The following is a 24,683-nucleotide window of genomic DNA, read 5'->3' as shown; positions in this document are numbered from 1 at the left end:
GCCGGACGATGGGGTATCCCTGGCGTCAGAGCAGAGCGAGCTGGACGCCTGCGCCGCGCGGCGGGGTGAACAGATCGCAGCGCAACTGCGTGCGGCTCTCGTTCAGGCCGAGCCGGCGCGCCGCCATCTCGAAGCGCCGGCGGATCTGGAAGGCATAGGGCCCGGTGCCGCGCATCCGCTTGCCCCATTCGGCATCGTAATCCTTGCCGTCGCGCATCGATCGCAGCAGCGACAGGACATGCCGGTAGCGGTTCGGGTAGTGGCGCAGCAGCCAGTCCTTGAACAGCGGCGAGACTTCCAGCGGCATGCGCAGGAGGACGTAGCCGACCTCCCTCGCGCCGGCGGTCTGCGCCGCTTCCAGGAGCCGCTCGATCTCCGAATCGGTAAGGCCGGGAATGATCGGCGCGGTCATCACCATGGTCGGCACGCCGGCCTCGCTGAGCGCCTTGACAGCCTCCAGCCGCTTGGTCGGGGTCGCGGCACGCGGCTCCATCGCCCGCGCCAGCGTCCGGTCGAGGGTGGTCACCGACAGCGCCACCTTGGCCAGCCCCTTGGCGGCCATGCGCGACAGGATGTCGATGTCGCGCAGGACCAGCGCTGACTTGGTGACGATGCCGACCGGATGGTTGGCAGCCTCCAGCACCTCGAGGATCTCGCGCATGACCCGCCAGCTCTTCTCGATCGGCTGGTAGGGATCGGTATTGGTGCCGATGGCGATCGACTTCACCTGGTAGCCGGGCTTGGACAATTCGCGTTCCAGGAGTTCGGCGGCGTTCGGCTTGGCGAACAGCTTGGATTCGAAATCGAGGCCTGCGGACAGGCCCATATAGGCGTGGGACGGCCGGGCGAAGCAGTAGACGCAGCCATGCTCGCAGCCGCGATACGGATTGATCGAGCGGTCGAAGGAGATGTCCGGCGAGGTGTTGCGGCTGATGATGGTCTTGGGCTTTTCGACCTGCACGTCGGTCTTGAAGGCCGGCAACTCGTCCAGCGTGTTCCAGCCATCGTCGACGGCCTGCCGCTTGAACGGCTCGAAGCGCCCGCTCGGGTTGAGCCCGGCGCCCCGTCCGCGCCGCCGCTCGAAGCCGATGCGTAGCCCGGCCTCGCCGATGATGTGGTTCGCGATGTCGACGCCGTCCGGCGCGGAGAAGGCGGCCTGATCGGCCTTGGCGATGTCCTGCATGACGTTGCTCTCCCCATGTTCCGGCTGCGTTCTGTGACTGACGTCCTAAACCCGTTAAGAGAACAAGACAAGAACAAAAACGTTCCGATCTGGTCAGGGCCGATGGGCTCGGCTAGACGAAAGGGATGCTGAGCGTTTTCATCGACTGTGGACCCGAGGATCACTGGCTGGCGGCGACCCTCGCGCCGTTGATACCTGGCGCCGTTGAGGGGCTGGTGCGCGAGGTCGTGCTGGTCGATCGCGGCATGGGAGAAAATGCCCGCAAGGTCTCCGACCATGCCGGATGCCGGATCGTCGCGGCGGAGGATTTCCGCGACGCCATCGAGACGGCGCGCGGCGACTGGCTGCTCCTCCTGGAGCCGGGCGCGCGGCTTCTGCCCGGCTGGATGGAGGCCGTGGTCGAGCATGCCGACATGGTGGGCGCGGGACGAGCGAAGACGCAGGCGGCACGCTTCCGCCGGGCGCCGAACGACCAGCCCGGCTTCTTTGCGAGGCTGCGCCAGATCCGCACGGCGATGGCCGAAGGGTTCCTGGTCCAGAAGCGCCAGGCGATCGGCCTGTCGAAGCTCGCCTTCAGCCTCGAGGAGGTCGCCAAGGGCGTCGCGGTGACCCGGATGCGGGCCTTCATCCGACCGGCGGTACGGGGCCGGCCCGCGAGCTGACCGTGCGGCTCAGGCGGTCCGGCCGCCGCGGCGCAGATGCTCGTCCAGACGCGGCATGATCTCGACGAAATTGCAGGGCTTGTGGCGGTAGTCGAGCTGCGCCTTGAGAATATGATCCCAGGCATCGCGGCAGGCGCCGGGCGAGCCGGGCAGGGCGAAGACGAAGGTGGCATCGATGACGCCGCCCGTCGCCCGCGACTGGATCGTCGAGACGCCGATCTTGTCGTAGGAGATGCGGTGGAAGACCGCCGAGAAGCCGTCCATGCGCTTTTCGAACAGCGCCTCCAGCGCCTCGGGCGTCACGTCGCGGCCGGTGAAGCCGGTGCCGCCGGTGGTGATCACCACATCCACGTCGTCGCGCTTGCACCAGCCCTGGACGACCTCCTGGATCGCCGGCACGTCGTCGGTGACGATCTGCCGGTCGGCGACTGTGTGGCCGGCCTCGGTCAGCCGTTCCACCAGCAGCGAGCCGGAGCGGTCCTCGTCGAGGCTGCGGGTGTCGGAGACGGTGAGGATCGCGATGGACAGCGCGATGAAGGAGCGTTCGTCGCTCATGGGGCCTCCCTTGGCATGTCTGCGGGGGCGGCACGGTGCTCGGCACCGGACAGCCACCATTCGGGATGGGACGCGGCGATCCGGCCGCGGGCGCGGGCAAGCTCGGCGTCGTCCTCGAACAATCCGTAGACGGTCGCGCCCGAGCCGGACATGCGGGCGATCAGCGCGCCTTCGCCAGCCAGCGCATCGCGCACGGAGACGATCTGCGGTGCGAGCCCTTCCGCCGGTGCGGCGAGATCGTTGCGGGTGGCGTGAAGCCAGGCGACCAGTTCGGCGGCAGTCGCGAACCCCTTGGCCGGGACCGGCGGCAACGGCGCGTTGTCGCGCTGTTCGAGCGCGGCAAAGACCGCGGGCGTCGAGACCGGCACGCCCGGATTGACCAGCAGCATGTGCAGGGCCGGCAGATGCGCGAGGGGCTGAATCTCCTCGCCGATGCCGGAGACGCGCGCGGCACGGCCCGCAACGCACATGGGAACGTCCGCGCCGAGCGTGGTGGCTTCAGCGAGCAGGGCGTCGCGGACGGCGGGCACCGCGTCGCCGATCATCCGCAGGAGCGCCGCCGCATCGGCCGAGCCGCCGCCGATCCCGGCCGCCACGGGCAGGCGCTTGTCCAGCGTGACGGACAGGGGCGGCAGCCGCAGGCCGGCATCGGCCAGCACCTGCCGGGCGACGGCGATGGTGCGGTGGAGAATATTGTCCGCATCGGTCGGCAGGCCCGGACCGAACGGCCCGGCCATGACGAGGCCGTCGGCACCCTCGGGTGCTGCGGCGACCGTCAGGACGTCGCCGGCATCGCCGGCAAAGGCGATCAGGCTTTCCAGGCGATGGTAGCCGTCAGGGCGCCGCCCGACGACATGCAGGGCCAGATTGACCTTCGCCGGCGCCGTCAGACGCAGCGGCTCCGCCAGCGTGAACGCCATGTCCGCAGGTCTGTCGCTCACTCGACCTTGGTGGCGGGCGCGTCGCCCGTCGGTGCCGGGGCCTCGGCGGCCGCGGCCTTGCGGGTGTCGTCGCCATCCTCGGCCTCGGCCCGCTCGTTGGCCGCTGTCAGGCCGTCCTCGATCTTGGCCCGGATCGTCGCCTTGACGTCCTCTTCCGGCTCGGGCTGACCGATCAGGGCGCGCTCCCACTGGAAGCGGGCCTCGCGGTTGCGGCCGACATGCCAGTAGGCGTCGCCGAGATGATCGTTGATGGTCGGGTCCATCGGCGTGATCAGGACGGCGCGCTCGAGCTGCTCGACGGCCTCGTCGTAGCGGCCGAGGCGGTAATAGGCCCAGCCGAGGGAATCGATGATGTAGCCGTCATTCGGCCGCAGCTCGACCGCCTTGCGGATCATGTCGAGACCTTCCTGGAGGTTCTCGTTCTTGTCGACCCAGGAATAGCCGAGATAGTTCAGCACCTGCGGCTGGTCGGGCGACAGTTCCAGCGCCTTGCGGAAGTCCTTCTCCGCCTTGTCCCACTGGTCGGTCCGCTCGAAGGCGATGCCGCGCTGGTAATAGAGGTTCCAGCTGGCTTCGCCGGTCGCCTCGGTCAGTTCGATCGCCGTGTCCAGCGCCTTGGCGGCCGGAGCGTAGTCCTTGTCGGCGGCGAGCACGTCGGCCAGCGCGGTGTGGGCCTTCGGGTCCTCCGGATAGCTGCGCACGGCGCGCTCCAGATGCGCCTTGGCCTCCTCCTTCTGGTCCGAATACCAGAGGTCGAGACCGATCTGCAGCTCGGCCGTGCGGCGATAGGCGGAGTTCTCCGGGATCTCGCGGTAGAAGGCGATTGCCTGTTCCAGCCGCTCCGAGCGTTCGGCAATGCCGCCGAGCGCGGTGAGCAGCGACGGGTTCCGGGGCGCCAGCGCCCGCGCCATCTGGAAATACAGGAGCGCGACCTGCTGGCCGTCGCCGCGATTGATCGCCTGGCCGAGAATGTACAGCGTTTCGGCCGCACCCTCCTGCACGCTGGCCACGGCCGGTTCGATGGTCTCGCCCTTCTCGATGCGGCCCTTCAGATGCAGCAGCGGATCGTAGGTCGGCACGAGGTCGAGGCCGGTCTGGAGCGCCGCCAGCGCGGCGTCCGTCTTGCCGTCGCGCACTTCCAGGCGCGCCAGCGCCTCGGCGGCGCCGAGATAGGCGTCGGGCGAGGTGCGGGCGTTGTTCTGGTCGTCGACGACGAGATGCAGCGCGCGGCGGGCGACGTCGTCGCGCCCGGCGACGACCGCGATCAGGCCCTTCTGATAGGCGTTGAAGACCGCGAACCAGGGCGCGCCCTGCAGATTGTCGATGCGCAGCAGCGCCTCGTCGACGCGACCCGCGCCGACATCGGCCCAGGCCATCAGCTCGCCGAGCAGCAGCGCGTCGAGGTCGCTGGGATCGACCACGTCGAATTCGGCGATCGCGGCGTCGAAGGCGCCCTTCGACAGGGCGTCGACGCCCAGCGCGATCCGCGCGACCTTGCCGGCCTCGGGCACGTCACGCAGCTTCGATGCGATGTCGACGGCGTCCTTGAAGCGGCCATCGGCGAGGAAGGCGAACATCGCGTCCTGCTGGAGGAGCTGCGAGGTCGGGTCCATCGACAGGGCCTGGACGAAGAGATCGCTGGCCGTCGCCATGTCGCCGCCGATCTGGGCGGATTTGGCGGCCAGATAGGCGCCGGACAGGGACTGGGCGGTGATCGGGGCCGGTTCGCTCGCTGCCGTATCCGCCGCAGCCAGGGCAGGCGCCGCGGTGGCGCCGGCCAGAAGCGTGACGGTGAGAAGTCTCAGAAGCCGCATTCTGTGCACGTGAAATCCTCTTCCCGGGGCACGCCCGCAGACGATCGAACGCCGCGTTTCGTGGTCGAATGTGATGCCGGTCACCTGTCTGGCCGATTCGCCGAGGTGAAGCCAAGCCACACGGCAATGCAAGTCCCGGCCGTTCTGGACGCAGAGATTGTCGGGAATGCGACCCGCGGCGGGAGTCTCGCCCATGCGACGATGGGTCAGCTCACCCGGTCGATGCAGAATTCCACGACACCCAGCATCGCGTCGCGGCTGGGGCTCTGCGGCAGGCCGCTGGCGGCGGCATAGGCGGCCTCGCCATACTGGCGGGCACGCTGGACGGTCTCTTCGAGCGCCCCGTGCTGGTGGATCAGCGCGGTGGCGCGGGCCAGCGCCTCGTCGTCGTTGCGGCCGCCCTCCATCGCCTCGCGCCAGAACGCCTTCTCCGTATCGTCGCCGGCCTGATAGGCGAGGATGACGGGCAGGGTGATCTTGCCTTCGCGGAAATCGTCGCCGGTGTTCTTGCCGAGCGCGGCGGCGGTGCCGCCATAGTCGAGCACGTCGTCGACGAGCTGGAAGGCGAGGCCGAGGCTGCGGCCATAGTCGCGCATGGCGGTGCGTTCGGCCTCGCCGGCGCCGGCGATCACCGGGCCAACTTCGGCGGCCGCCGCGAACAGCGCCGCCGTCTTGGCGTCGATCACGGCGAGATAGTCCGCCTCGCTGGTGGTCATGTGCTTGGCGGCCGACAACTGCCAGACCTCGCCCTCGGCGATGACCGAGGAGGCGGTGGACAGGATGTCGAGGGCGGTCAGCGAGCCGACCTCGACCATGGTCTTGAAGGCCTGGCCGAGCAGGAAGTCGCCGACCAGCACGCTGGCCTGGTTGCCCCAGATGGTGCGTGCCGTCTTCTTGCCGCGCCGCAGGTCGCTTTCGTCGACCACGTCGTCGTGCAGCAGCGTCGCCGTGTGCATGAACTCGACGCTGGCCGCGAGCTTTACATGGGCGTCGCCGCGATAATCATGCGCCAGGGCGGACGCGATGGTCAGCATCGGCCGCAGCCGCTTGCCGCCCGACGAGATCAGATGCTCGGCGATTTCCGGGATCAGCTCGACATTCGATCCGGCCATGGCGAGGATCAGGTCGTTGACGCGAGCCATGTCCGGCGCCGTGACCGCGATCATCGGCTCGATCGAGGCGCGGCTGTCGGTCCGCTCGACGGGGCTGGCCAGGCTCACAATGCTACTCCGTGGGTTTGCGTCGCTGCGCTCGCACGGGCGAGGCGGCTTGTCGAGGGCACAGATGGCGTCCCGATCGCGGTTATAAAGGCCGCGCGACGGTGCGTCGCCTGCGGCGCGGCGGCTTCGCGGTTCGAGCGCTTGCTATGGTCGGCGCTCTTCAGGCACTTAAGGGGCGTTGCGGTCGTCATCGGCCGTCCCGTTCGTCGGCTTCGGTCGTCAAGATTCGCGGAGCCATTCATGCAGGAACTCATGCGGTCCAACGATGCGGTGCTGCTGTCCTTCGTCGATGCACTGCTGAAGGATGCGGACATTCCGCATTTCCTCGCAGATGTCCATATGAGTATCCTCGATGGATCGATCGGCGTCCTGCCGCGGCGCGTGCTGGTGGACACCGATCGCATGGATCAGGCCCGCCGCATCCTCAAGGATGCCGACCTCGGTCATGAACTCTCCTGAGCCGCAATCACCCGCGTCCTGCGGGGCCGACATGGCGACCCGCTGCGACCGCTTCTATGGCGGCCGCTTCGCCCTCATGCAGCCGCAGGGCCGCGGCTATCGCTCCGGCCTCGACGCGCTGCTGCTGGCCGCGACCCTGCCGGCGACGGCGACGGGGCGCCTTGCCGACATCGGCGCGGGGGCCGGCGCCGTCGGGCTGGCGGCGGCCTGCCGCAACGCCTCCGTCGAGGTCACGCTGGTGGAAAACAGCCCGGTCATGGCCGATCTCGCCCGGCGCGGACTGGACCTGCCGGCCAATTCCGAACTGGCCGGACGCCTGCGGCTCGTCGAGGCCGACATCCTCGCCGGCGGTACGGCGCGCGCGGCGGCGGGGCTCGGCGACGGCACCTTCGGCCATGTCCTGACCAATCCGCCCTACCATCCGCACGACCACCGGATCTCGCCCGATCCGCTGCGCGCCGCGGCGATGAGCGCGGCGGACGGCGACTTCCTCGCCCGCTGGGTGCGCGCCTGTGCCGCGCTGCTTTCCCATGGCGGATGCTTCGCCACCATCGTGCGGACCGACGCGCTGCCGACGCTGCTGGCGGCCTGCGACGGGCGGATCGGGGCGCTGCGGCTCCTGGCGATCCATGCGCGCGCCGACGCGCCGGCGCCGCGCCTGCTGGTGCTCGGCCGCAAGGGATCGCGGGCGCCGCTGAGCCTCCTGCCGGGGCGCATCCTGCACCGGCCGGACGGCACGCTGACCGAGTTCGCGACGGCGGTGGCGGAGGGGACCGCCGATCTCAGCTGCTAGGCGCGACCACGCCGCAGCCTTGCGTTGCGAAGCGGTGCGGGACGCTTACATGAAGGGCATCCTGTTCTGCGACAAAGGCCCATCCTCTTGGCGAACCGTCTGACCAAACTCGTTCCCGCCCGCCTGCGCCCGGATCACACGGTCATTCCCGTGGTGCGGCTCAGCGGCATGATCTCCTCGGGCGGCACGGCGCTGCGGCCGTCCCTGTCGCTGGCCTCGGCCGCGCCGCTGCTGGCCAAGGCCTTCGCTCATAAGAAGGCGCCGGCGGTGGCGATCGTCATCAATTCGCCCGGCGGATCGCCTGTCCAGTCGCGGCTGATCTACCAGCGCATCCGCGATCTGGCCGAGGAGAAGGACAAGCAGGTGCTGGTCTTCGTCGAGGACGTCGCGGCCTCCGGCGGCTACATGATCGCCTGCGCCGGCGACGAGATCATCGCCTACCCGTCCTCCATCGTCGGCTCGATCGGCGTCGTCTCCGGCTCGTTCGGTTTCGTCGAGGCGATCGCCAAGCTGGGCATCGAGCGCCGCGTCCACACCGCAGGCAGCAACAAGGCGACCCTCGATCCGTTCCAGCCTGAGCGGCCGGAGGATGTCGAGCATCTGAAGACGCTGCAGCTGGAGGTGCACAAGACCTTCATCGACCTGGTCAAGGACAGTCGCGGCGCCAAGCTCGCCGATCACGACGACCTCTTCACCGGCCTGTTCTGGTCCGGCCTGCGCGGCCTCGAACTCGGCCTCGTCGACCGGCTGGGCGATCTGCGCGGCACGCTGCGGGCCCGCTTCGGCAAGAAGGTGAAGCTGGAACTGGTGCAGGCCAAGCGCACCCTGTTCGGGCGCCCGCAGCCGGGCGTTCACGCCGGCATGGCGGCGGGCGACGGGATGGCCGGGATCGGCGCCGGCTTTGCCCGCGAGGTGATGGGCGTCGCCGAGGAGCGGGCGCTCTGGGCCCGTTTCGGCCTGTGAACAGGCACCGGGCGGCGCGGCCTGACGATCACGGCCGCCTCGCCGCGAATGTGAAGGGCGGGCCGCTGTGATCCTGCCGCTTTTGGTTGCCAAGGTCGTGGCCACGGCGCATAATTGTCGGGGAACGGAGCGATGATCGCCTACATGCCGCAGTTACTACTTCTGGGTCTCGTGGGGGCCGCCGCGCTGTTTGGCTACAAGCAGATGAAGCGCGATGCCGAACGGGTGTCGGAGAACAATCGCCGCTCGGAGGCCGAGAGCCGCACGGGCGCGCAAGGCACGCTGGTGCGTGGCCCCGACGGCGTCTATCGCATCAAGAAGGACTGAGATCCGCGCCAGCGCGGGTCCTGGCATTGCGAGGCGCCGTTCAAGCGCCGCGCGATGTGTAATGACGCGCCCCCTGCCTTTCAGGTCTCATCCGGTCCGCTGATCCCGCGGACCACCGGTTGCGTAGGCGGCTGCCTATTCGCAGGCCCAAGGCGTCGGAACTTGGCGCGCTTTGCGGGGATTACCCGGTCATCCCACGAACGCGATGATCCCGGAGTTCCGCCATGAAAGCCATTACCTGGCACGGCAAGCACGACATGCGCTGCGAGACGGTGCCCGATCCCGAAATCGAGCATGGCCGTGACGCCATCATCAAGATGTCGGCCTGCGCCATCTGCGGCTCCGACCTGCATTTCTACGACGGCTTCATGCCCGGCATGGAATCCGGCGACATTGTCGGACATGAATTCATGGGCGAGGTGGTCGAGGTCGGCAAGGACAACAAGAAGCTTTCGGTCGGCGACCGGGTCGTCGTGCCCTTCACCATCGTCTGCGGCGAATGCGACCAGTGCCGGCGCGGCAATTTCTCCGTCTGCGAGCGCTCCAACCGCAATGCCGAGACGGCGGCCAAGATGTTCGGCCACACCACAGCCGGCCTGTTCGGCTATTCGCATCTGACCGGCGGCTATTCCGGCGGCCAGGCGGAATATGTGCGCGTGCCCTTCGCCGATTTCGGCCCGGTCAAGGTGCCGGAAGGCCTCAGTGACGAGGAAGTCCTGTTCCTCGGCGACATCCTGCCGACCGGCTGGCAGGGCGCCAAGAACTGCGACATCCAGCCCACCGACACGGTGGCCATCTGGGGCGCCGGTCCGGTCGGCCTCTTCGCCTTGCAGAGCGCCATCATCCAAGGCGCCAGGCAGGTGGTGGTGATCGACGAGGTGCCCGAGCGCCTGGCGATCGCCGCGCGGATGGGCGCCATCACCATCAATTTCCAGGAAGAGAGCACCGTCGAGCGGCTGAACGACCTGACTGAGGGCAAGGGCCCGGAATGCTGCATCGACTGCGTCGGCATGGAAGCCCATTCGGGCTACGAGGCCGAGCATCTGTTCGACCGCGCCAAGCAGGCGATCATGGCCGAGACCGATCGGCCGCATGTCCTGCGCGAGATGATCTATGTCTGCCGTCCGGGCGGCACGATCTCGGTGCCGGGCGTCTATGGCGGCCTCGTCGACAAGATCCCCTTCGGCGCGGCGATGAACAAGTCGCTGAGCTTCAAGATGGGCCAGACCCACGTCAACAAATGGGCCGACGACCTGCTCGGGCGCATCCAGCAGGGGCAGTTCGACACCACCTCCTTCATCTCCCATCGGGGCACGCTGGAGGATGGTCCGGAGCTCTACAAGACCTTCCGCGACAAGACCGACAATTGCACCAAGGTGGTGCTGACGCCGTAAGTCTGATCGGCGGGCGGGCCGTCCTTGCGGGATGGTCCGCCCGCGTTCATGGAGCGGCGCCTTGGGATGAGGCGGCGTCTTGCGTATGCTCGGCGCCCACGCACGCTCATCCGGATTGCCTCCATGCCCTTCGATGCGACCGATGGAGAGAATGCGGGCCGCGATCGCGGGCGTGCGCGTCTCTTCCATGTCTGCGGCCTCGTCGGCATGGCCGGCTGGGCGGCGGTGACGCTCGCCAATGTCGTCGGCGTCATCGTGCAGCCGCGCGACGGACTGATCGCCGACACGATCAGCGACCTTGCGGCCGGTCGCTACGCCATCATCATGGATCTCGGGCTCTACGCCTTCGCGATCGGCATCGTTGCCGCCGCGATCGGTCTCGGGCGGCTGCGTCCGGGACGCTGGAGCTGGACTGTCGCCTCCTGGCTCCTGACCCTGATGGCCGTGCTCATCGTCGTCATCGGGGCCTATGGCGAATACGGCGACAACGACACGGGCGGGCTGGTCATCCATTTCCCGGTGGTCGTCGCGATGGCCGTGAGCTTCACCGCCGCAGCGCTGCTGACGGCTGCGGGCTTCCATCGCCGCCGGCGCCGCTGGTTCTGGTTCAACATCGTCTGCGCTGGTCTGTGGGTGGTCGGCGCGGCGGCCTTCTGGTTCTCGCCCACCTCCATCGACGGGCTTGTCGAGCGCGGCGTCGGGCTGGTCTGCGTCGTCTGGCTGTTCGCCGTGTCGAGGCTGCTGATCGCCCGGGCGAAGGGCGGGGCGGCATGGTTGTCCACGCCGGGCGCGCCGAGCCGGACCTGACCCGGACCGGCGCGAGCCTTGACCGGCCGCTTGCGGGCATGGCAACTCCCGGGCAACTTTTCTCGCCCGGCGGCGCTTCGATCCGCGGGCCGATGCCGGATCGATCCGAAATGTCTGACCTGCCTCCCCACATGGACCCGCGCCGTTCCTTCCAGGCGCTGATCCTGACGCTGCACCGCTACTGGGCCGATTACGGCTGCGTCGTGCTGCAGCCCTACGACATGGAGGTCGGGGCCGGCACCTTCCATCCGGCGACGACCCTGCGCGCGCTCGGGCCGAAGCCTTGGAACGCGGCCTATGTGCAGCCCTCGCGCCGGCCTAAGGACGGCCGCTATGGCGAGAACCCCAACCGGCTGCAGCATTATTACCAGTACCAGGTGATCCTGAAGCCGAACCCGTCGAACCTGCAGGAGCTCTATCTCGGCTCGCTGCAGGCGATCGGCATCGACACCGACCTGCATGACATCCGCTTCGTGGAGGACGACTGGGAAAGCCCGACGCTGGGCGCCTGGGGCCTTGGCTGGGAATGCTGGTGCGACGGCATGGAAGTGTCGCAGTTCACCTATTTCCAGCAGGTCTGCGGCATCGAATGCGCCCCGGTGGCGGGCGAACTGACCTACGGCCTCGAGCGGCTGGCCATGTATGTGCAGAATGTCGACAACGTCTACGACCTGAACTTCAATGGCCGCGAGGGCGACGAGAAGGTCACCTATGGCGACGTCTTCCTGCAGGCCGAGCAGGAATATTCCCGCTACAATTTCGAGATCGCCAACACCGCGGTGCTCTTGAAGCATTTCGAGGACGCCGAGGCCGAATGCCTGGCAGTGCTCGCCGCCGGCGCGCCGGAGGGGGCGAGCCCGCTGCATCGCTGCGTGCTGCCGGCCTACGACCAGTGCATCAAGGCCTCCCACGTCTTCAACCTGCTCGACGCGCGCGGCGTGATCTCGGTCACCGAGCGCCAGAGCTACATCCTGCGGGTGCGCACCCTCGCCAAGGCCTGCGGCGAGGCGTTTCTCCTGACCGAAGCGGGCGGAGCATCTGCGGCGATCGCCGCCGCCTAATCCCGAAAACGCCTCCGCGACGTACCAATTTCGTCTTTGGCCGTTATATCGCTCGCAAGCGACAAGGTCCGGCGTCTCGAGGAGATTGCCGACGAACAGAGGGTCGATCGCATGCAGTGGCGCGGACGCAGGCAATCCAGTAATATCGAGGACAGGCGCGGCTCGGGCGGCGGCTTCGGCGGCCGGGGCGGCGGCATGCGCCTGCCGGTGCGCGCCGGCGGCGGCAGCACAATCGGCATCATCATCGTCGCTCTGGTCCTGTGGCTCGGCTTCGGCATCAACCCGATGCAGCTGCTCGGCATGGCCGGTGGCGGCGGCGGGGGCGGCAGCGTCCAGACCACCCAGTCCGGCCCCGGTGTTGCCGGCACGGCGGACGAGACCGACGATTTCGTCGCCACGGTTCTGGCCGATACCGAGGATGTCTGGACCCAGCGGTTCCAGGCGGCCGGCGAGACCTATCCGGCGCCGACGCTCGTCCTGTTCGAGAACCGGGTCCAGTCGGCCTGCGGCATTGCCGGCTCGGCCAGCGGCCCGTTCTACTGCCCCTCGGACCGCAAGCTCTATATCGACCTCAGCTTCTTCGACCAGCTGCGCAACCAGCTGAATGCGCCGGGCGATTTCGCCCAGGCCTATGTGATCGCCCACGAGGTCGGCCACCATATCCAGAACATCACGGGCGTGTTGCCGCGCTTCAACCAGGCCCGTCAGAACATGAGCGAAGCCGAGGCCAACGCCATGTCGGTGCGAGTGGAGCTGCAGGCCGACTGCTATGCCGGTGTCTGGGGCCACGACACGCGCCAGGCGGGATACATCGAGGATGGCGACATCGAAGAGGCGCTGAACGCCGCCGAACAGATCGGCGACGACACGCTGCAGAAGCGCGGCCAGGGCACGGTGGTGCCGGACAGCTTCACCCACGGCACATCCGAGCAGCGCCAGACCTGGTTCCGTCGCGGCTTCGAGAGCGGCGATTTCGGCGCCTGCGACACGATGGATGGCGCGATCTGACACGCGCCGCCTCCCGTAGAAGTCGGGCACTGTCATGGCGATGACGCGGCTTGAGACGAAGGCGCATCGTGCGCGCCGCGCCATCGCTTCGCAGACCACCGCGCTGGAGGAGAGCCTCTGGCGCGGTATCCGGGCGATCCCGGGTGAGGGCGGGCACTTCCAAAGGCAGGTGGTGATCGGGCCGTATCTCGCCGACTTCGTCTCCCATCGCCTGCGTCTAATCATCGAGGTCGACGGTGCCCAGCATGCCCGCCCTGAACAGCAGGCCAAGGACGCGGTGCGCGACCGCTGGCTCGGTGAGCGCGGCTATACCGTCCTGCGCTTTGCCAACAGCGCCGTGCGTGCCGATGCGACGGCGGTGCTCGACAGCATCCACGGCGCGGTCGATGCGCGGCGACACCTGCCCCCCGGCGAAGAACTGCCGCAGCCGACGGCGGCCGGCAAGCCGCGCCCGCGGCCGAAGCCCGGAACATCCTGAGGCCGGTCGGCGCGGTACTCCGCCGCCCATGATGCGCGGCATGCACCCCGCCAACATCCCCGCTTGATCCCCGGCAGGAACTGGGTTTCGATCGCATCGGACCGCTTGGGGAGAAACGCGTGCCGCTCATCGGTCGCACGGTGATGATCGTCGGCAGCCCCGGCGCCGGCAAGTCGACGCTGGCCCGCCGAATCGGTGCCTCGTGCGGGCTGCGCGTCATCCACATGGACCAGCTCTACTGGACAGCGGGCTGGCGCAGGCGTGAGCCGAGCTACCATCGCGCACTGGTCGAGGATGCCGTGGCCAGGCCGAGCTGGGTGTTCGACGGCAACCACACCGCGACGCTGCCTCTGCGCACACAGAAGGCCGATACGCTGATCTGGCTGGATCTGCCCCGCGGCCTGTGCATGTTGCGGATCCTGCGCCGCGTCGCCGGTGGTTACGGCAAGGTGCGGGCGGACATGGCAGCAGGGTGTCCCGAACGCTTCGATGCCGGCTTACTGAAATGGGCGTGGCGGTTTCCGCAGAATTCGGGGCCGGGACTGGCGCGGCTCTACGCAGCGTTTCCGGGGCGGAAATATCAACTGACCACGCCGCAGGAGGTCGCGGTCTTCGTGGCCAGACTCGAAGACCGGCAGGGCGGGATGGCATAGAGGCCGCTGCCTGCCCGATCCATCACGGGCCGCGGCGACGAGCCGACGCCTCGCCATCCTTGACACGATCCGAGCCGTGGTCGAAGAGCGACGCCGAACGTGGGACGATCGATGATCTTGCCCCCAGCCTCCTCTTGCGGGGGCCGCGCAGGCGGCAGATGGGGACCGGTCGTTCCTGCCACCCCCACCCCGGCGCACACGCGCCGACCCTCCCCATCGAGGGGAGGGCGAGGATAAGCCGAGCCCATGCCCGACCTTCTGCTCGAACTCCGCTCCGAGGAAATCCCCGCGCGCATGCAGCGCAAGGCGGCGGGCGATCTCAGGAAACTCGTCACCGACGCGCTGGTCGAGGCGGGGCTGACCTATGAGGGCGCCCGCGAATACTGGACGCCGCGGCGGCTGACACTGGACGTGCGCGGCGTCGATGCCCGCTCGAGGGACGTCGTCGACGAGCGCAAGGGCCCGCGCACCGACGCGCCGGAAAAGGCCATCCAAGGCTTCCTGCGCGGCGCCGGCCTCGCCTCGATCGACGAGGCGACGATCCAGTCCGATCCCAAGAAGGGCGATTTCTACGTCGCCACCATCCGCAAGCCCGGCCGGCCGGCGGAAGAGATCATCGCCGAGGTCATGCCCGGCATCGTCCGCGGCTTCCCCTGGCCGAAATCCATGCGCTGGGGTCCGGCCTCGCGTGCGCCCGGCAGCCTGCGCTGGGTGCGACCGCTGCAGTCGATCCTGTGCACCTTCGGGCCCGAGACCGAGGAGCCGGTGGTCGTCGATTTCGAGGTCGACGGCATCCGGGCCGGCAATGTCACGCGCGGCCATCGCTTCCATGCGGCCGAGGAATTCCGCGTGCGCCGCTTCGACGACTATGTCGCCGGGCTGGAGAAGGCCTTCGTGGTTCTGGACGCCGAGCGGCGCAAGGACATGATCCGCCACGACGCCGAGAACCTGGCCTTCGCCCGCGGGCTGGAAGTGGTGCCCGACGAGGCGCTGCTGGAAGAGGTCTCCGGCCTGGTCGAATGGCCGGTGACGCTGATGGGCGAGTTCGAGGAAACCTTCCTGCAGATCCCGCCCGAGGTCATCCAGCTGACCATCAAGGTCAACCAGAAGTGCTTCGTCACCCGCCGACAGGGCGGCGACGGCACGCTGTCGAACCAGTTCGTGCTGGTCTCCAACATCGCTGCCAGCGACGGCGGCGCCGAGATCGCCCGCGGCAATGGCAAGGTCGTCCGCGCACGCCTCTCCGACGCGCTGTATTTCTGGCAGACCGACCAGGCCGACCTGCCGGGCCGTGACGCGTTGGCCCCCGCGGCCGAAAAGTTCGGGCTCGATCTGGCGAGACCCCTCGATCAGCGCATGGCCAAGCTCGACGCGCTGGGCGTGACCTTCCACGCCAGGCTCGGCACCCAGGGCGAACGCGTCGGCCGCATCGCGGCGCTGGCGCAGGAGATCGCCGCGACGGTGTATCCCGATGGCGCGACGCTCGGCGGCGCGGCGGTGTCGGCGGACGAGTTGAAGGCGCTGGTGAAGCGCGCGGCCGTACTCGCGAAGGCGGACCTCACCACCGAGGCGGTGGGCGAGTTTCCCGAGCTGCAGGGGCTGATGGGCCGCTATTACGCCGCGCTGCAGGGCGAGCACCCGTCAGTGCAGGCGGCGCTGGAAGAGCATTACAAGCCGCTCGGGCCGACGGATTCGGTGCCGACCGATCCGGTGGCAATCTGCGTGGCGCTGGCCGACAAGCTCGACATGCTGGTGGGCTTCTGGGCGATCGACGAGAAGCCGACGGGCTCCAAGGACCCCTATGCGCTGCGTCGTGCGGCGCTGGGCGTGATCCGGCTGGTGCTGGACAACGACCTGGTCATGGCGCTCGGCGGCTTCATGCCGGCCAGCGACCTTCTCGCCTTCTTCCATGACCGGCTGAAGGTGCAGCTGCGCGAATCCGGCGCCCGCCACGATCTGGTCGATGCGGTGCTGTCCGGCGGATCGGGCGGCGATCACGGCGATGACCTTCTCGACGTCACCCGCCGCGTGACCGCGCTCGGCGCCTTCCTCGACACCGAGGACGGCCAGAACCTTCTCGCCGGCACCCGCCGCGCCGCCAACATCCTCGCCGCCGAGGAGAAGAAGGGCACCCGCGTCGCCGAGGCGGTGTCGCTCGATCTCCTCAGCGAGCACGAGGAAAAGGTGCTGGCCGGGGCCATCGACCGAGCCGAGATGGAGCTCGACGCAGCGCTCGCGGTCGAGAACTACGCCCACGCCATGACGGCGCTGGCCGAATTGCGTATTCCGGTCGACGCCTTCTTCGAGACCGTGCTGGTTAATGCCGAGGACGAGGCGGTGCGCGCCAACCGGCTGGCGCTGCTCGACCGCATCCGTGCGGCAACGCGTCGCGTCGCGGATTTTTCGCGCATCTCCGGCTGACGGACTTCGCCGCCTGAGGCGGCTCTCAAGGCCTGACACGACACCAGACGGCGCCCGCATCATCATGCGGGTGCCGTTTTGCGTTGCGCCTCGCGCGGCGCGTCATCGGGTGACCGAACTCCGGGGTACAGGCCTGCCGGGCCCGGCGCGCCAGCGGCGTTAACCCTCGAGTAAACATAAGCTTCGATAACATGAAGACTTGTGTCAAATTGCTTGCATTCCCGCGGCAATTCGGCCAGCGCGCCGCAGGCTGTAACATTTCGTGATCGGGATGCCCGGAACCTGCCAGAATTCGATGAGAAGGGTCTGACAGTGCCGATTGGCGGATTGGAGCGGATGCTCAGGGGATCGCCTCCCGGCCCATTCGACTGCAAGAGACTTCGAGGGGAAACCACCGAATGACGAAGACGAGCGCCGCCTTTGCGGCTGCCCTGAAATTCGCCTGTACTCTTGCTGCCGGCGTCATGCTGGTCAGCGCGACACCTGCACAGGCAGAATGGAATGCGCCTTGGAAATCCGAGGACAACGCTCTCGTCATCGACGCCTACGAGTTCAATCCCATCAACTGGCAGGAACTTGCCTCCGACAAGCGCATCGCCGGCTTCATCAACAAGGCCTCGGACGGTCTGCCGCCCGAATGGAGCTGCGGCAAGTCCAGCGGTGACGATTACAAGCTCTGCAAGAACCGGTGGTGGAAGTACTCCGTCACCAAGGAACTCTACATGACCCGTCGCGAGATGGCTAAGATGAAGGGGCTCCTGTGGGGCGCCTACCATCTCGGCCGTCCGGGCAATCCGCGCGAGCAGGCCGACCATTTCGTCGACTTCGCCGAGCCGGCCGAGGACGACCTGATCGCCCTCGACATCGAGGACAACAGCGACGAGTGGATGAGCCTGTCGGACGCCGAGATCTTCGCCGACCAGATCAAGATCCGCACCGGCCGCTATCCCGTCCTCTACACCAACGGTTCGACGGCGCGTTACATCTCCCAGAACAAGGCGGAATATCCGCTGCTGTCGCGCCTGCCGCTCTGGTACGCCCGCTACCGCGAGGACATCACCGGCAAGTTCCCGGAAGAGACCTGGCCGAGCTACGCGCTGTGGCAGTTCTCCTCCATGCACAATTGCAACAGCCGCAGCTGCCCCTACCGGGTGAAGGGCGCCAAGACCGACATCGACGTCAATGTCTCGTCGCTCGACGTCGCCGGCCTGAAGGCCGCCTGGCCCTTCGCCGAACTGATCGACGAGCCGAAGCAGGAGACCGATCCGGCCATGCTGGTAGCCTCGCTCGACGAAGGCACCAAGGCCGAGATCGCCAAGGCGGCCAAGCCGCGCAGCGAGGTCGCGAAGGCCAAGGATACGCCGTCCGCGCCGGTCGCCGGGACCGTGGCGGCTGCCTACGGCCCGAGCGAGGTCCATGCCACGCTCGATCCGCTGAAGATCCTGACCGAGGTCGCTCGCAAGGAGCATGCCGGTCCCAAGCGCGTCGTCGCCGAGCCGGGCGCTGCGCTGGCCGGTGCCGTTCTCGATACGGCCGCGGTCGAGCAGCTGGGCGACCATGTCGAGACGCTGAAGGGCGCGATCGCCTATGCGGCGAACGAGATCGACCGCCTGTTCATCGGCCGTGCCGAAGCGGCCACGCGCCCGGAAGGGACGCCCGCGCCGCAGCTCGACGAGATGCCGAACGCCGATCGCCGCGCCGGGCTCGATCCGAAGCAGCGCTCGCGCTTCCTCGCCATCGTTGAATCAGCGGCGGCCGCCCAGCGGGCCAACGCCCTGCCGATGCCGGCGCGGGTTCTCTCGCAGCTCGGCCCCGACACCTCCGAGCGCAGCAGCCGCGTCGTGCCGCAGGCCCAGCGCCATGCCGGCCTGGAGCGCCCCGAGCGCCGTATCCTGAGCGCATTCGCCGCCACCCGCTGAGACGGGCTTCGGGCCGCCGACCCCGAGAAAGGGTCGGCCGACTACCGCAGGAATCGCTGTCCGGCGCGCAGCCTGCTAATGCGAACCCTGCAGTGGCGCGGCGTGATACCCGGCCATCCGCACAGCATCGGCGCCGCCTGATCGGGCCCGCGCCTCTTTCCTTTCCGCTCCGCTTCTGCAATCGGTCCTGACCGTGAAGACCGAACTCCTCTCCGCCGTTGCGCCCGATGCGGTGCGCCGTGCCGTCGCGCTGCTGGCGGCGGGCGAACTCGTGGGCATTCCCACCGAGACCGTCTACGGCCTTGCCGCCGACGCGACCGACGGCGCCGCCGTCGCGCGGATCTTCGAGGCCAAGGGCCGGCCGCGCTTCAACCCGCTGATCTGCCACGTGCCGGACCTCGCCATGGCCGCGACCCTGGCCGAGATCGGCCCGGTCGCCCAAGCCCTCGCCGAGACCTTCTGGCCGGGGCCGCTGACCATGGTCCTTCCGCTGAAAGAGGGCTCGCCGGTGCATCCGCTGGCGACGGCCGGCCTTGCCACCGTCGCCATCCGGGCGCCGCAGGGCATTGCCGGCCGGCTGGCCGCCGCGCTCGGACGGCCGCTCGCCGCGCCCAGCGCCAATCCCTCCGGCCGGGTCAGCCCGACCAGTGCGAACCAGGTGTTGCGCGGCCTCGGCGGCCGTCTGCCGCTGATCCTCGACGGAGGTCCCTGCGAGGTCGGTGTCGAATCGACCATCGTCATGCCGGAGGCCGATCGGCTGGTCCTGCTGCGGGCCGGCGGCGTCGGCCGGGCGGAACTGGCGCGGGCGACGGGCCTGCCGGTGGTCGATCCGGCTGGCGATGCGGCGATCAACGCGCCGGGCCAGCTGACGTCGCATTACGCGCCCGCCGGCCGGGTGCGGCTCGACGCGACCGAGGTGGTGCCGGGCGAATATCTGATCGCCTTCGGGCCGGTGCCGGTCGCCGGGCAGGACCAGGCAGCGGCGATCGTCAATCTCAGCCCCTCCGGCGATCTGCGCGAGGCGGCAGCCGGGCTCTTTGCCGCGCTGGCGGGTTTCGACGCGCCGGAGATCACCGCCATAGCCGTGGCGCCGATCCCGCAATCGGGTCTCGGCGAGGCGATCAACGACCGCCTGCGCCGGGCCGCCGCGCCGCGCGGCTGACGACGCAACACTTCGATCCCGGCCACCGCTGGCGCCGCCCCGACCCCGTCTCGACGGATCAATCCGTGCGGGCTATTCACATGGGCATGACCGAGATCGATACCGCCCTTCCCGAAGCCCTTCTTGCCCGGTTCGCCGCCATTGTCGGCGACGCCAACGCGCTGCGCGCGCCGGACATGGTGGCGCCCTATCTGCAAGAACCCCGCGACCTGTATGCCGGCCAGACGGCGCTCGTCCTGCGCCCCGGCAGCGTCGAGGAGGTGTCGGCCATTCTGCGCCTGGCCAACGAGACCGGCACGGCCATCGTGCCGCAGGGTGGCAATACCGGCCTCGTCGGCGCCCAGTCGCCGCGCTCGAAGCGCGAGGTGCTGGTCAATCTCTCCCGGCTCGACCGGATCCGCGACGTCGACCCGGTCGGGCGGACCCTGACGGTGGAGGCGGGCGTCGTCCTGAAGCGCGCCCAGGAGGCGGCCGACGAGGCCGGTCTCCTGTTCCCGCTGTCGCTCGGCTCGGAAGGCTCCTGCCAGATCGGCGGCAATCTGTCGTCCAATGCCGGCGGCACCGGGGTGCTGGCCTATGGCAATGCCCGCGAACTCTGCCTCGGCGTCGAGGCGGTGCTGGCCTCGGGTGAGGTGATCCACGGCCTGCGTCGTCTGAAGAAGGACAATCGCGGCTACGATCTGCGCCATCTGTTCATCGGCGGCGAGGGCACGCTCGGCATCATCACCGCGGCGGTGCTGAAGCTGTTTCCCAAGCCCGCCGGACGCGAAGTGGCCTATGTCGGCCTCGCCTCGCCGGCGGCGGCGCTGGACCTCCTGAAGCTCGCCGAGCGGCAGGTGGGTCAGCAGCTGACTGCCTTCGAGCTGATCCCGCGGATCGGCCTCGACTTCACGCTGCGCCACACCCAGGGCGCCCGCGATCCGCTGGAATCGCAGCATCCCTGGTATGTGCTGATGGAAGTCTCCTCGGGCCGGTCGCAGGAGGAGGCGGCCGCCACCCTCGAGGACGTCCTGACCGCCGCCTTCGAGGCGGAGATCGTCGCCGACGCCGCCATCGCCCAGTCGCTGGCCCAGGCCGAGAACTTCTGGATGATGCGCGAGGAGATGAGCTGGGCGCAGAAGCCGGAAGGCGGCTCGATCAAGCATGACGTGGCGGTGCCGGTCGCCAAGGTGCCGGACTTCATTGCCGCCGCCGACGCGGCCGTCCTGGATGCCATTCCCGGCGCGCGGATCGTCGCCTTCGGCCATCTCGGCGACGGCAACATCCACTACAACATCTCGCAGCCGGTCGGCGCCGACGCCGATGCCTTCCTCGCCCGCTGGCACGAGATGAACGACCTCGTCCATGGCATCGTCGCCGAGATGGACGGCACGTTCTCGGCCGAGCACGGGATCGGTCAGCTGAAGCGCGACGAGCTGGCCCGCACCAAGGCGGGCGCCGAGATCGAGCTGATGCGGCGGCTCAAGACCGTCTTCGATCCTAACAACATCTTGAACCCCGGCAAGCTCGTTTAGGTTTGATTCAAGTTTTCGTCTTGGTAACCCTCGTCGGAGTGAGGAACACTTAACCGCCTTTCTTAGCGCGACTTCAAGATGCGCATCCTACTGTCGTCATATCAAAGCCGGGAGACATCGGCTGACAGGGAGAGACCGAAACATCGGCTCTCGACAGAGGCAGAAGGCGTCAATCCATGAGCATCGCTCCGAACACAGCAGCCCGGCCCAATTGGGCCACCGTTCCGGTCCGCCTCGATCCCGCTGCCTCAGACCGTCGCCAGACGATCGAGATGGTCGAGGACGGGGAAATGGTCACCTACAAGGTCGATCGCCGGGGCGCTGTCGTCCATCGCAAGCTCGATCAGTCCGGGATTCCGGTGTCCATCGCGCTGCCGGCCCGCGCCTTCAAGGGCGTCGCGGCCCGCGCCATGGAGAATGGCGACGGCGAGGTGACCGTCACCCTCGAGCTGCATCACCACGACCCGAAATGCACCGTGCCGCTTCTGGTGGCCAGCGACCTCTACGACGTGGCCGCCGACTGGCGCGGCTGGGCTGATCTGTTCGGCCTGCCGATGCTGATGGTCGAGGCCGACGGCACCATCCAGAGTCTCGAAGAGACGCTGGGGAAGATCAAGGCGGCCGCTCCGGCGCCGCGTCGGCGTTCGCCGAACCGCCAGCGCCGGCCGCGCTTCCTCGCCCGTCGCAAGCCGGGCCTCGGCATCCGCATGATCGTCAGCGGCGAGGAGATCATCGCACGCCACTGATCGTCGGTAGACGACGGCATGAGATCGAGCGCCGCGCATCCTGTGAGGAATGCGCGGCGTTTCAGCTTGCCGGGATCGGAAAGGACAGCGACCAGAGCGCCGAGACGATCAGGCTGAAGAAGACGATCCAGCCGAAGATCGTGTTCGACTTGAACAGGCCGAGGCACTGGTCCGGATCGTCGATGTCGAGGGTGCGGATCTGCCAGATCATCTGGAAGGCGCCGATCGCCAGGCCCGCATAGGCCGGCCAGCTGACCCCACCGCCGCTGGCCTGACCGGTGGAGACGAAGGCGGCGAGGAACAGCGCCAGCGTGCCCAGATACAGGATCGTCAGCGCGCCCTTGGTGCGCTCGCCGAACAGCCTTGCGGTGGAGCGCACGCCGACCAGCGCGTCGTCCTCCTTGTCCTGATGGGCATAGATCGTGTCGTAGCCGATCACCCACAGGATGCTGCCGGCATAGAGCAGCACCGGCGCCAGCGACAGCGTGCCCCAATAGCCGGCCCAGCCCATCAGCGCGCCCCAGGAGAAGGCGAGGCCGAGGCCGAGCTGCGGCCAGTCGGTGAACCGCTTCAGGAACGGATAGATCGCAACCGTGCCCAGCGACGCGATGCCGAGCAGGATGGCGAAATTGTTGAACTGGATCAGCACCATGAAGCCGACGGCGGCCTGCAGGGCGAGGAAGATCTTCGCCTGGCGCCGCGAGACCCGGCCGGAGGGCAGGGGGCGCGAGCGGGTGCGCGCCACCATGTCGTCGATCTTCTGGTCGACGAGGTCGTTATAGGTGCAGCCGGCGCCGCGCATGGCGATGGCGCCGATCAGGAACAGCGCCAGGTGCCACAGGCTCGGCAGCCCCGTATGCACCGCGCCGGCGGCCACCGCCTGCGGTGCCAGCGCGGCCGACCACCAGCACGGCCACAGGAGAAGCTGCCAGCCGATGGGGCGGTCCCAGCGGGCGAGCTGCGCGTAGGGCCAGGCGCCGCGCGGCAGCGTGCGATAGACCCAGTTGTTCGACGGCGCGTCGGCAACGCGATCAGCCTTGTCGACGAGGGTGCCTTTGAGATTCGACATGCTTCCGACCATGTCCGCAAAAATGCCGCAGTCAAGTTTTTTCGACGAAGAACCGTGCGACTTTCTCGCGTCGGGAACTTGACCGCAGGGCGGACTGAAACGTAATCGGCAGCGTCGGCTGTCGGGCGCGGCCGGAACGGACAGGTCTGCCAAGATCAAAGACCGTCCGTCCGCCGTGAAATCTCGTGGAAATTCATCGCGTCCGGTGCGGGGACTTGCCGATCTCCGCCCGCGCGACAAAGACGCTGGCAGGACTGCATGACGATCAATGTTCTTCTCATCGGATCGGGTGGCCGCGAGCATGCGCTCGCCTGGAAGATCGCCCAGTCGCCGGAGCTGGGAAAACTGTTCGCCGCGCCCGGCAATCCCGGCGTTGCCGAACATGCCGAGATCGTCGCCCTGGACGTCGCCGATGCGGCCGCCGTCACCGGCTTTTGCCGCAAGCATGAGATCGGCCTCGTCGTGGTCGGTCCTGAACAGCCGCTGGTCGACGGTCTGGCCGATGCGCTGAACGACGCCGGCATCAAGGTGTTCGGTCCGTCGAAGGCCGCCGCGCGGCTCGAGGGCTCCAAGGGCTTCACCAAGGATCTCTGCACGCTGCACGACATCCCGACCGCCCGCTACCGGCGCTTTTCCGATGCCGCGGCGGCCCGCGACTACATCAATGCCGGCGGCGTGCCGATCGTCGTGAAGGCCGATGGGCTGGCGGCCGGCAAGGGCGTGACCGTCGCCGAGACCAAGGAAGAGGCGATCGCCGCCGTCGACGCCTGCTTCGAGGGCGATTTCGGCGGGCCGGGCGCCGAAGTGGTGGTCGAGGAATTCCTCGAGGGCGAAGAGGCGAGCCTCTTCTGCATCTGCGATGGCGAGCGGGCGCTGTTCTTCGGTACGGCCCAGGACCACAAGCGCGCCTTCGACCGCGACCGCGGCCCGAACACCGGCGGCATGGGCGCCTATTCGCCGGCCCTGCCGATGACCGATGCGGTGACGAAGCGCGTCATGCGCGAGATCGTCGAGCCGACGCTGGCCGGCATGACGGCCGCCGGGACGCCGTTCCGGGGCGTTCTCTATGTCGGCCTGATGCTAACCGAGACCGGCCCGAAGCTGATCGAATACAATGTCCGCTTCGGCGACCCCGAATGCCAGGTGCTGATGATGCGTCTGGAAAGCGACGTCCTGCCGATCCTGCTGGCCGCCGCCGAGGGCGACATCTCCGGCGTGCGGCCCGAATGGTCCGATGCGCGGGCGCTGACGGTGGTCATGGCCGCCGACGGCTATCCCGGCACCTATGCCAAGGGCACGGCGATCCGCAGCCTGCCGGCGCCGGACGCCTCGATGCGGGTCTTCCAGGCCGGCACCTCGCTGACCGACGGCGGATTGGTGGCGACGGGCGGGCGCGTCCTCAATGTCACCGCCACCGGCGCCACGGTGAAGGAAGCGGCCCGCCGCGCCTATGAGGCGGTCGAGGCGGTGGACTGGACCGAAGGCTTCTGGCGCTCCGACATCGGCCACCGCGCCATCATGACCGAGGCCTGAG

23 protein-coding genes are annotated in these 24,683 nt (G+C 68.4%); 17 read left to right on the top strand and 6 right to left on the bottom strand.

The window, feature by feature from the left end:
• Positions 1-25 precede the first annotated feature (25 nt).
• Positions 26-1,183: a PA0069 family radical SAM protein gene (locus N7I30_RS02940; RefSeq protein WP_024349944.1), complete on the bottom strand. Its 1,158-nt coding sequence runs from the start codon at positions 1,181-1,183 to the stop codon at positions 26-28.
• 125 nt (positions 1,184-1,308) lie between these two features.
• On the opposite strand from N7I30_RS02940, the gene N7I30_RS02935 reads away from it, so the two are divergent.
• Positions 1,309-1,845 carry a glycosyl transferase family 2 gene (locus N7I30_RS02935; protein WP_475361653.1) on the top strand — a complete coding sequence of 179 codons (537 nt, stop codon included), beginning with the start codon at positions 1,309-1,311 and terminating at the stop codon, positions 1,843-1,845.
• Positions 1,846-1,854: 9 nt separating this feature from the next.
• Here the strand turns inward: N7I30_RS02935 and moaB are convergent, their stop codons facing one another.
• The 4 genes from moaB to N7I30_RS02915 form a co-directional block, all read right to left on the bottom strand.
• Entirely contained in the window at positions 1,855-2,400 is a 546-nt protein-coding gene (gene moaB / locus N7I30_RS02930) for a molybdenum cofactor biosynthesis protein B (RefSeq protein ID WP_498636583.1), read from the bottom strand.
• A complete protein-coding gene (locus N7I30_RS02925) occupies positions 2,397-3,341 on the bottom strand; it encodes a 4-(cytidine 5'-diphospho)-2-C-methyl-D-erythritol kinase (RefSeq protein WP_498636581.1) in 945 nt (314 codons plus the stop codon). Before N7I30_RS02925 ends, moaB begins: the two co-directional genes overlap by 4 nt.
• On the bottom strand, positions 3,338-5,155 hold the full coding sequence (locus N7I30_RS02920) for a tetratricopeptide repeat protein (RefSeq protein WP_035694659.1): 1,818 nt from the start codon (positions 5,153-5,155) through the stop codon (positions 3,338-3,340). Before N7I30_RS02920 ends, N7I30_RS02925 begins: the two co-directional genes overlap by 4 nt.
• 206 nt (positions 5,156-5,361) lie before the next feature.
• Positions 5,362-6,321, bottom strand: a complete 960-nt coding sequence (locus tag N7I30_RS02915) for a polyprenyl synthetase family protein (protein ID WP_188077959.1) — start codon at positions 6,319-6,321, stop codon at positions 5,362-5,364.
• A gap of 294 nt (positions 6,322-6,615) precedes the next feature.
• On the opposite strand from N7I30_RS02915, the gene N7I30_RS02910 reads away from it, so the two are divergent.
• The 15 genes from N7I30_RS02910 to N7I30_RS02840 all read left to right on the top strand — a co-directional run bounded on the left by N7I30_RS02910 (position 6,616) and on the right by N7I30_RS02840 (position 22,080).
• On the top strand, positions 6,616-6,834 hold the full coding sequence (locus N7I30_RS02910) for a putative signal transducing protein (protein ID WP_024349950.1): 219 nt from the start codon (positions 6,616-6,618) through the stop codon (positions 6,832-6,834).
• Positions 6,835-6,865: 31 nt separating this feature from the next.
• Positions 6,866-7,627, top strand: a complete 762-nt coding sequence (locus N7I30_RS02905) for a methyltransferase (RefSeq protein ID WP_498636578.1) — start codon at positions 6,866-6,868, stop codon at positions 7,625-7,627.
• Positions 7,628-7,714: 87 nt separating this feature from the next.
• Complete coding sequence (locus N7I30_RS02900; RefSeq protein WP_498636576.1) at positions 7,715-8,590, top strand: S49 family peptidase; 876 nt, start codon at positions 7,715-7,717, stop codon at positions 8,588-8,590.
• 132 nt (positions 8,591-8,722) lie between these two features.
• The gene (locus N7I30_RS02895) at positions 8,723-8,917 is read left to right on the top strand and encodes a hypothetical protein (RefSeq protein ID WP_228240113.1); all 195 of its coding nucleotides are present in this window, start codon (positions 8,723-8,725) and stop codon (positions 8,915-8,917) included.
• A 224-nt stretch (positions 8,918-9,141) separates the two neighbouring features.
• Positions 9,142-10,311, top strand: coding sequence for a zinc-dependent alcohol dehydrogenase (locus N7I30_RS02890; RefSeq protein ID WP_498636574.1), 1,170 nt, complete (start codon positions 9,142-9,144; stop codon positions 10,309-10,311).
• Positions 10,312-10,434: 123 nt separating this feature from the next.
• Positions 10,435-11,118: a DUF998 domain-containing protein gene (locus N7I30_RS02885; protein WP_498636572.1), complete on the top strand. Its 684-nt coding sequence runs from the start codon at positions 10,435-10,437 to the stop codon at positions 11,116-11,118.
• 110 nt (positions 11,119-11,228) lie between these two features.
• Positions 11,229-12,179 carry a glycine--tRNA ligase subunit alpha gene (locus tag N7I30_RS02880; RefSeq protein ID WP_187391338.1) on the top strand — a complete coding sequence of 317 codons (951 nt, stop codon included), beginning with the start codon at positions 11,229-11,231 and terminating at the stop codon, positions 12,177-12,179.
• Positions 12,180-12,290: 111 nt separating this feature from the next.
• Positions 12,291-13,187 (top strand): KPN_02809 family neutral zinc metallopeptidase, encoded by an 897-nt coding sequence (gene ypfJ / locus N7I30_RS02875; protein WP_498636571.1) that lies wholly within the window; start codon positions 12,291-12,293, stop codon positions 13,185-13,187.
• Between the two features lie 34 nt (positions 13,188-13,221).
• Positions 13,222-13,665 (top strand): endonuclease domain-containing protein, encoded by a 444-nt coding sequence (locus N7I30_RS02870; RefSeq protein WP_498636569.1) that lies wholly within the window; start codon positions 13,222-13,224, stop codon positions 13,663-13,665.
• 119 nt (positions 13,666-13,784) lie between these two features.
• Positions 13,785-14,318 (top strand): P-loop NTPase family protein, encoded by a 534-nt coding sequence (locus N7I30_RS02865; protein ID WP_498636567.1) that lies wholly within the window; start codon positions 13,785-13,787, stop codon positions 14,316-14,318.
• Positions 14,319-14,564: 246 nt separating this feature from the next.
• Complete coding sequence (gene glyS / locus N7I30_RS02860; RefSeq protein WP_498636565.1) at positions 14,565-16,739, top strand: glycine--tRNA ligase subunit beta; 2,175 nt, start codon at positions 14,565-14,567, stop codon at positions 16,737-16,739.
• Positions 16,740-17,137: 398 nt separating this feature from the next.
• The gene (locus tag N7I30_RS02855) at positions 17,138-18,658 is read left to right on the top strand and encodes a glycoside hydrolase family 25 protein (protein WP_498636563.1); all 1,521 of its coding nucleotides are present in this window, start codon (positions 17,138-17,140) and stop codon (positions 18,656-18,658) included.
• A 193-nt stretch (positions 18,659-18,851) separates the two neighbouring features.
• The gene (locus tag N7I30_RS02850; protein WP_498636561.1) at positions 18,852-19,820 is read left to right on the top strand and encodes an L-threonylcarbamoyladenylate synthase; all 969 of its coding nucleotides are present in this window, start codon (positions 18,852-18,854) and stop codon (positions 19,818-19,820) included.
• Between the two features lie 86 nt (positions 19,821-19,906).
• On the top strand, positions 19,907-21,334 hold the full coding sequence (locus tag N7I30_RS02845; RefSeq protein ID WP_498637114.1) for an FAD-binding oxidoreductase: 1,428 nt from the start codon (positions 19,907-19,909) through the stop codon (positions 21,332-21,334).
• A 176-nt stretch (positions 21,335-21,510) separates the two neighbouring features.
• Positions 21,511-22,080: a DUF6101 family protein gene (locus tag N7I30_RS02840; protein WP_009210645.1), complete on the top strand. Its 570-nt coding sequence runs from the start codon at positions 21,511-21,513 to the stop codon at positions 22,078-22,080.
• A gap of 61 nt (positions 22,081-22,141) precedes the next feature.
• Here N7I30_RS02840 and ubiA read toward each other — a convergent pair whose 3' ends face one another.
• Positions 22,142-23,149 carry a 4-hydroxybenzoate octaprenyltransferase gene (gene ubiA, locus N7I30_RS02835; RefSeq protein ID WP_498636559.1) on the bottom strand — a complete coding sequence of 336 codons (1,008 nt, stop codon included), beginning with the start codon at positions 23,147-23,149 and terminating at the stop codon, positions 22,142-22,144.
• Positions 23,150-23,413: 264 nt separating this feature from the next.
• On the opposite strand from ubiA, the gene purD reads away from it, so the two are divergent.
• Complete coding sequence (purD, locus tag N7I30_RS02830; protein WP_498637112.1) at positions 23,414-24,682, top strand: phosphoribosylamine--glycine ligase; 1,269 nt, start codon at positions 23,414-23,416, stop codon at positions 24,680-24,682.
• Position 24,683 lies beyond the last annotated feature (1 nt).

The sequence above is a fragment of the Aurantimonas litoralis genome, assembly GCF_026153195.1.
In the GTDB taxonomy this organism is placed as follows: Bacteria; Pseudomonadota; Alphaproteobacteria; order Rhizobiales; family Rhizobiaceae; genus Aurantimonas; species Aurantimonas coralicida.
Note: the sequence above shows the minus strand (reverse complement) of the source record. Positions and strands in the feature narration are given on the sequence as shown.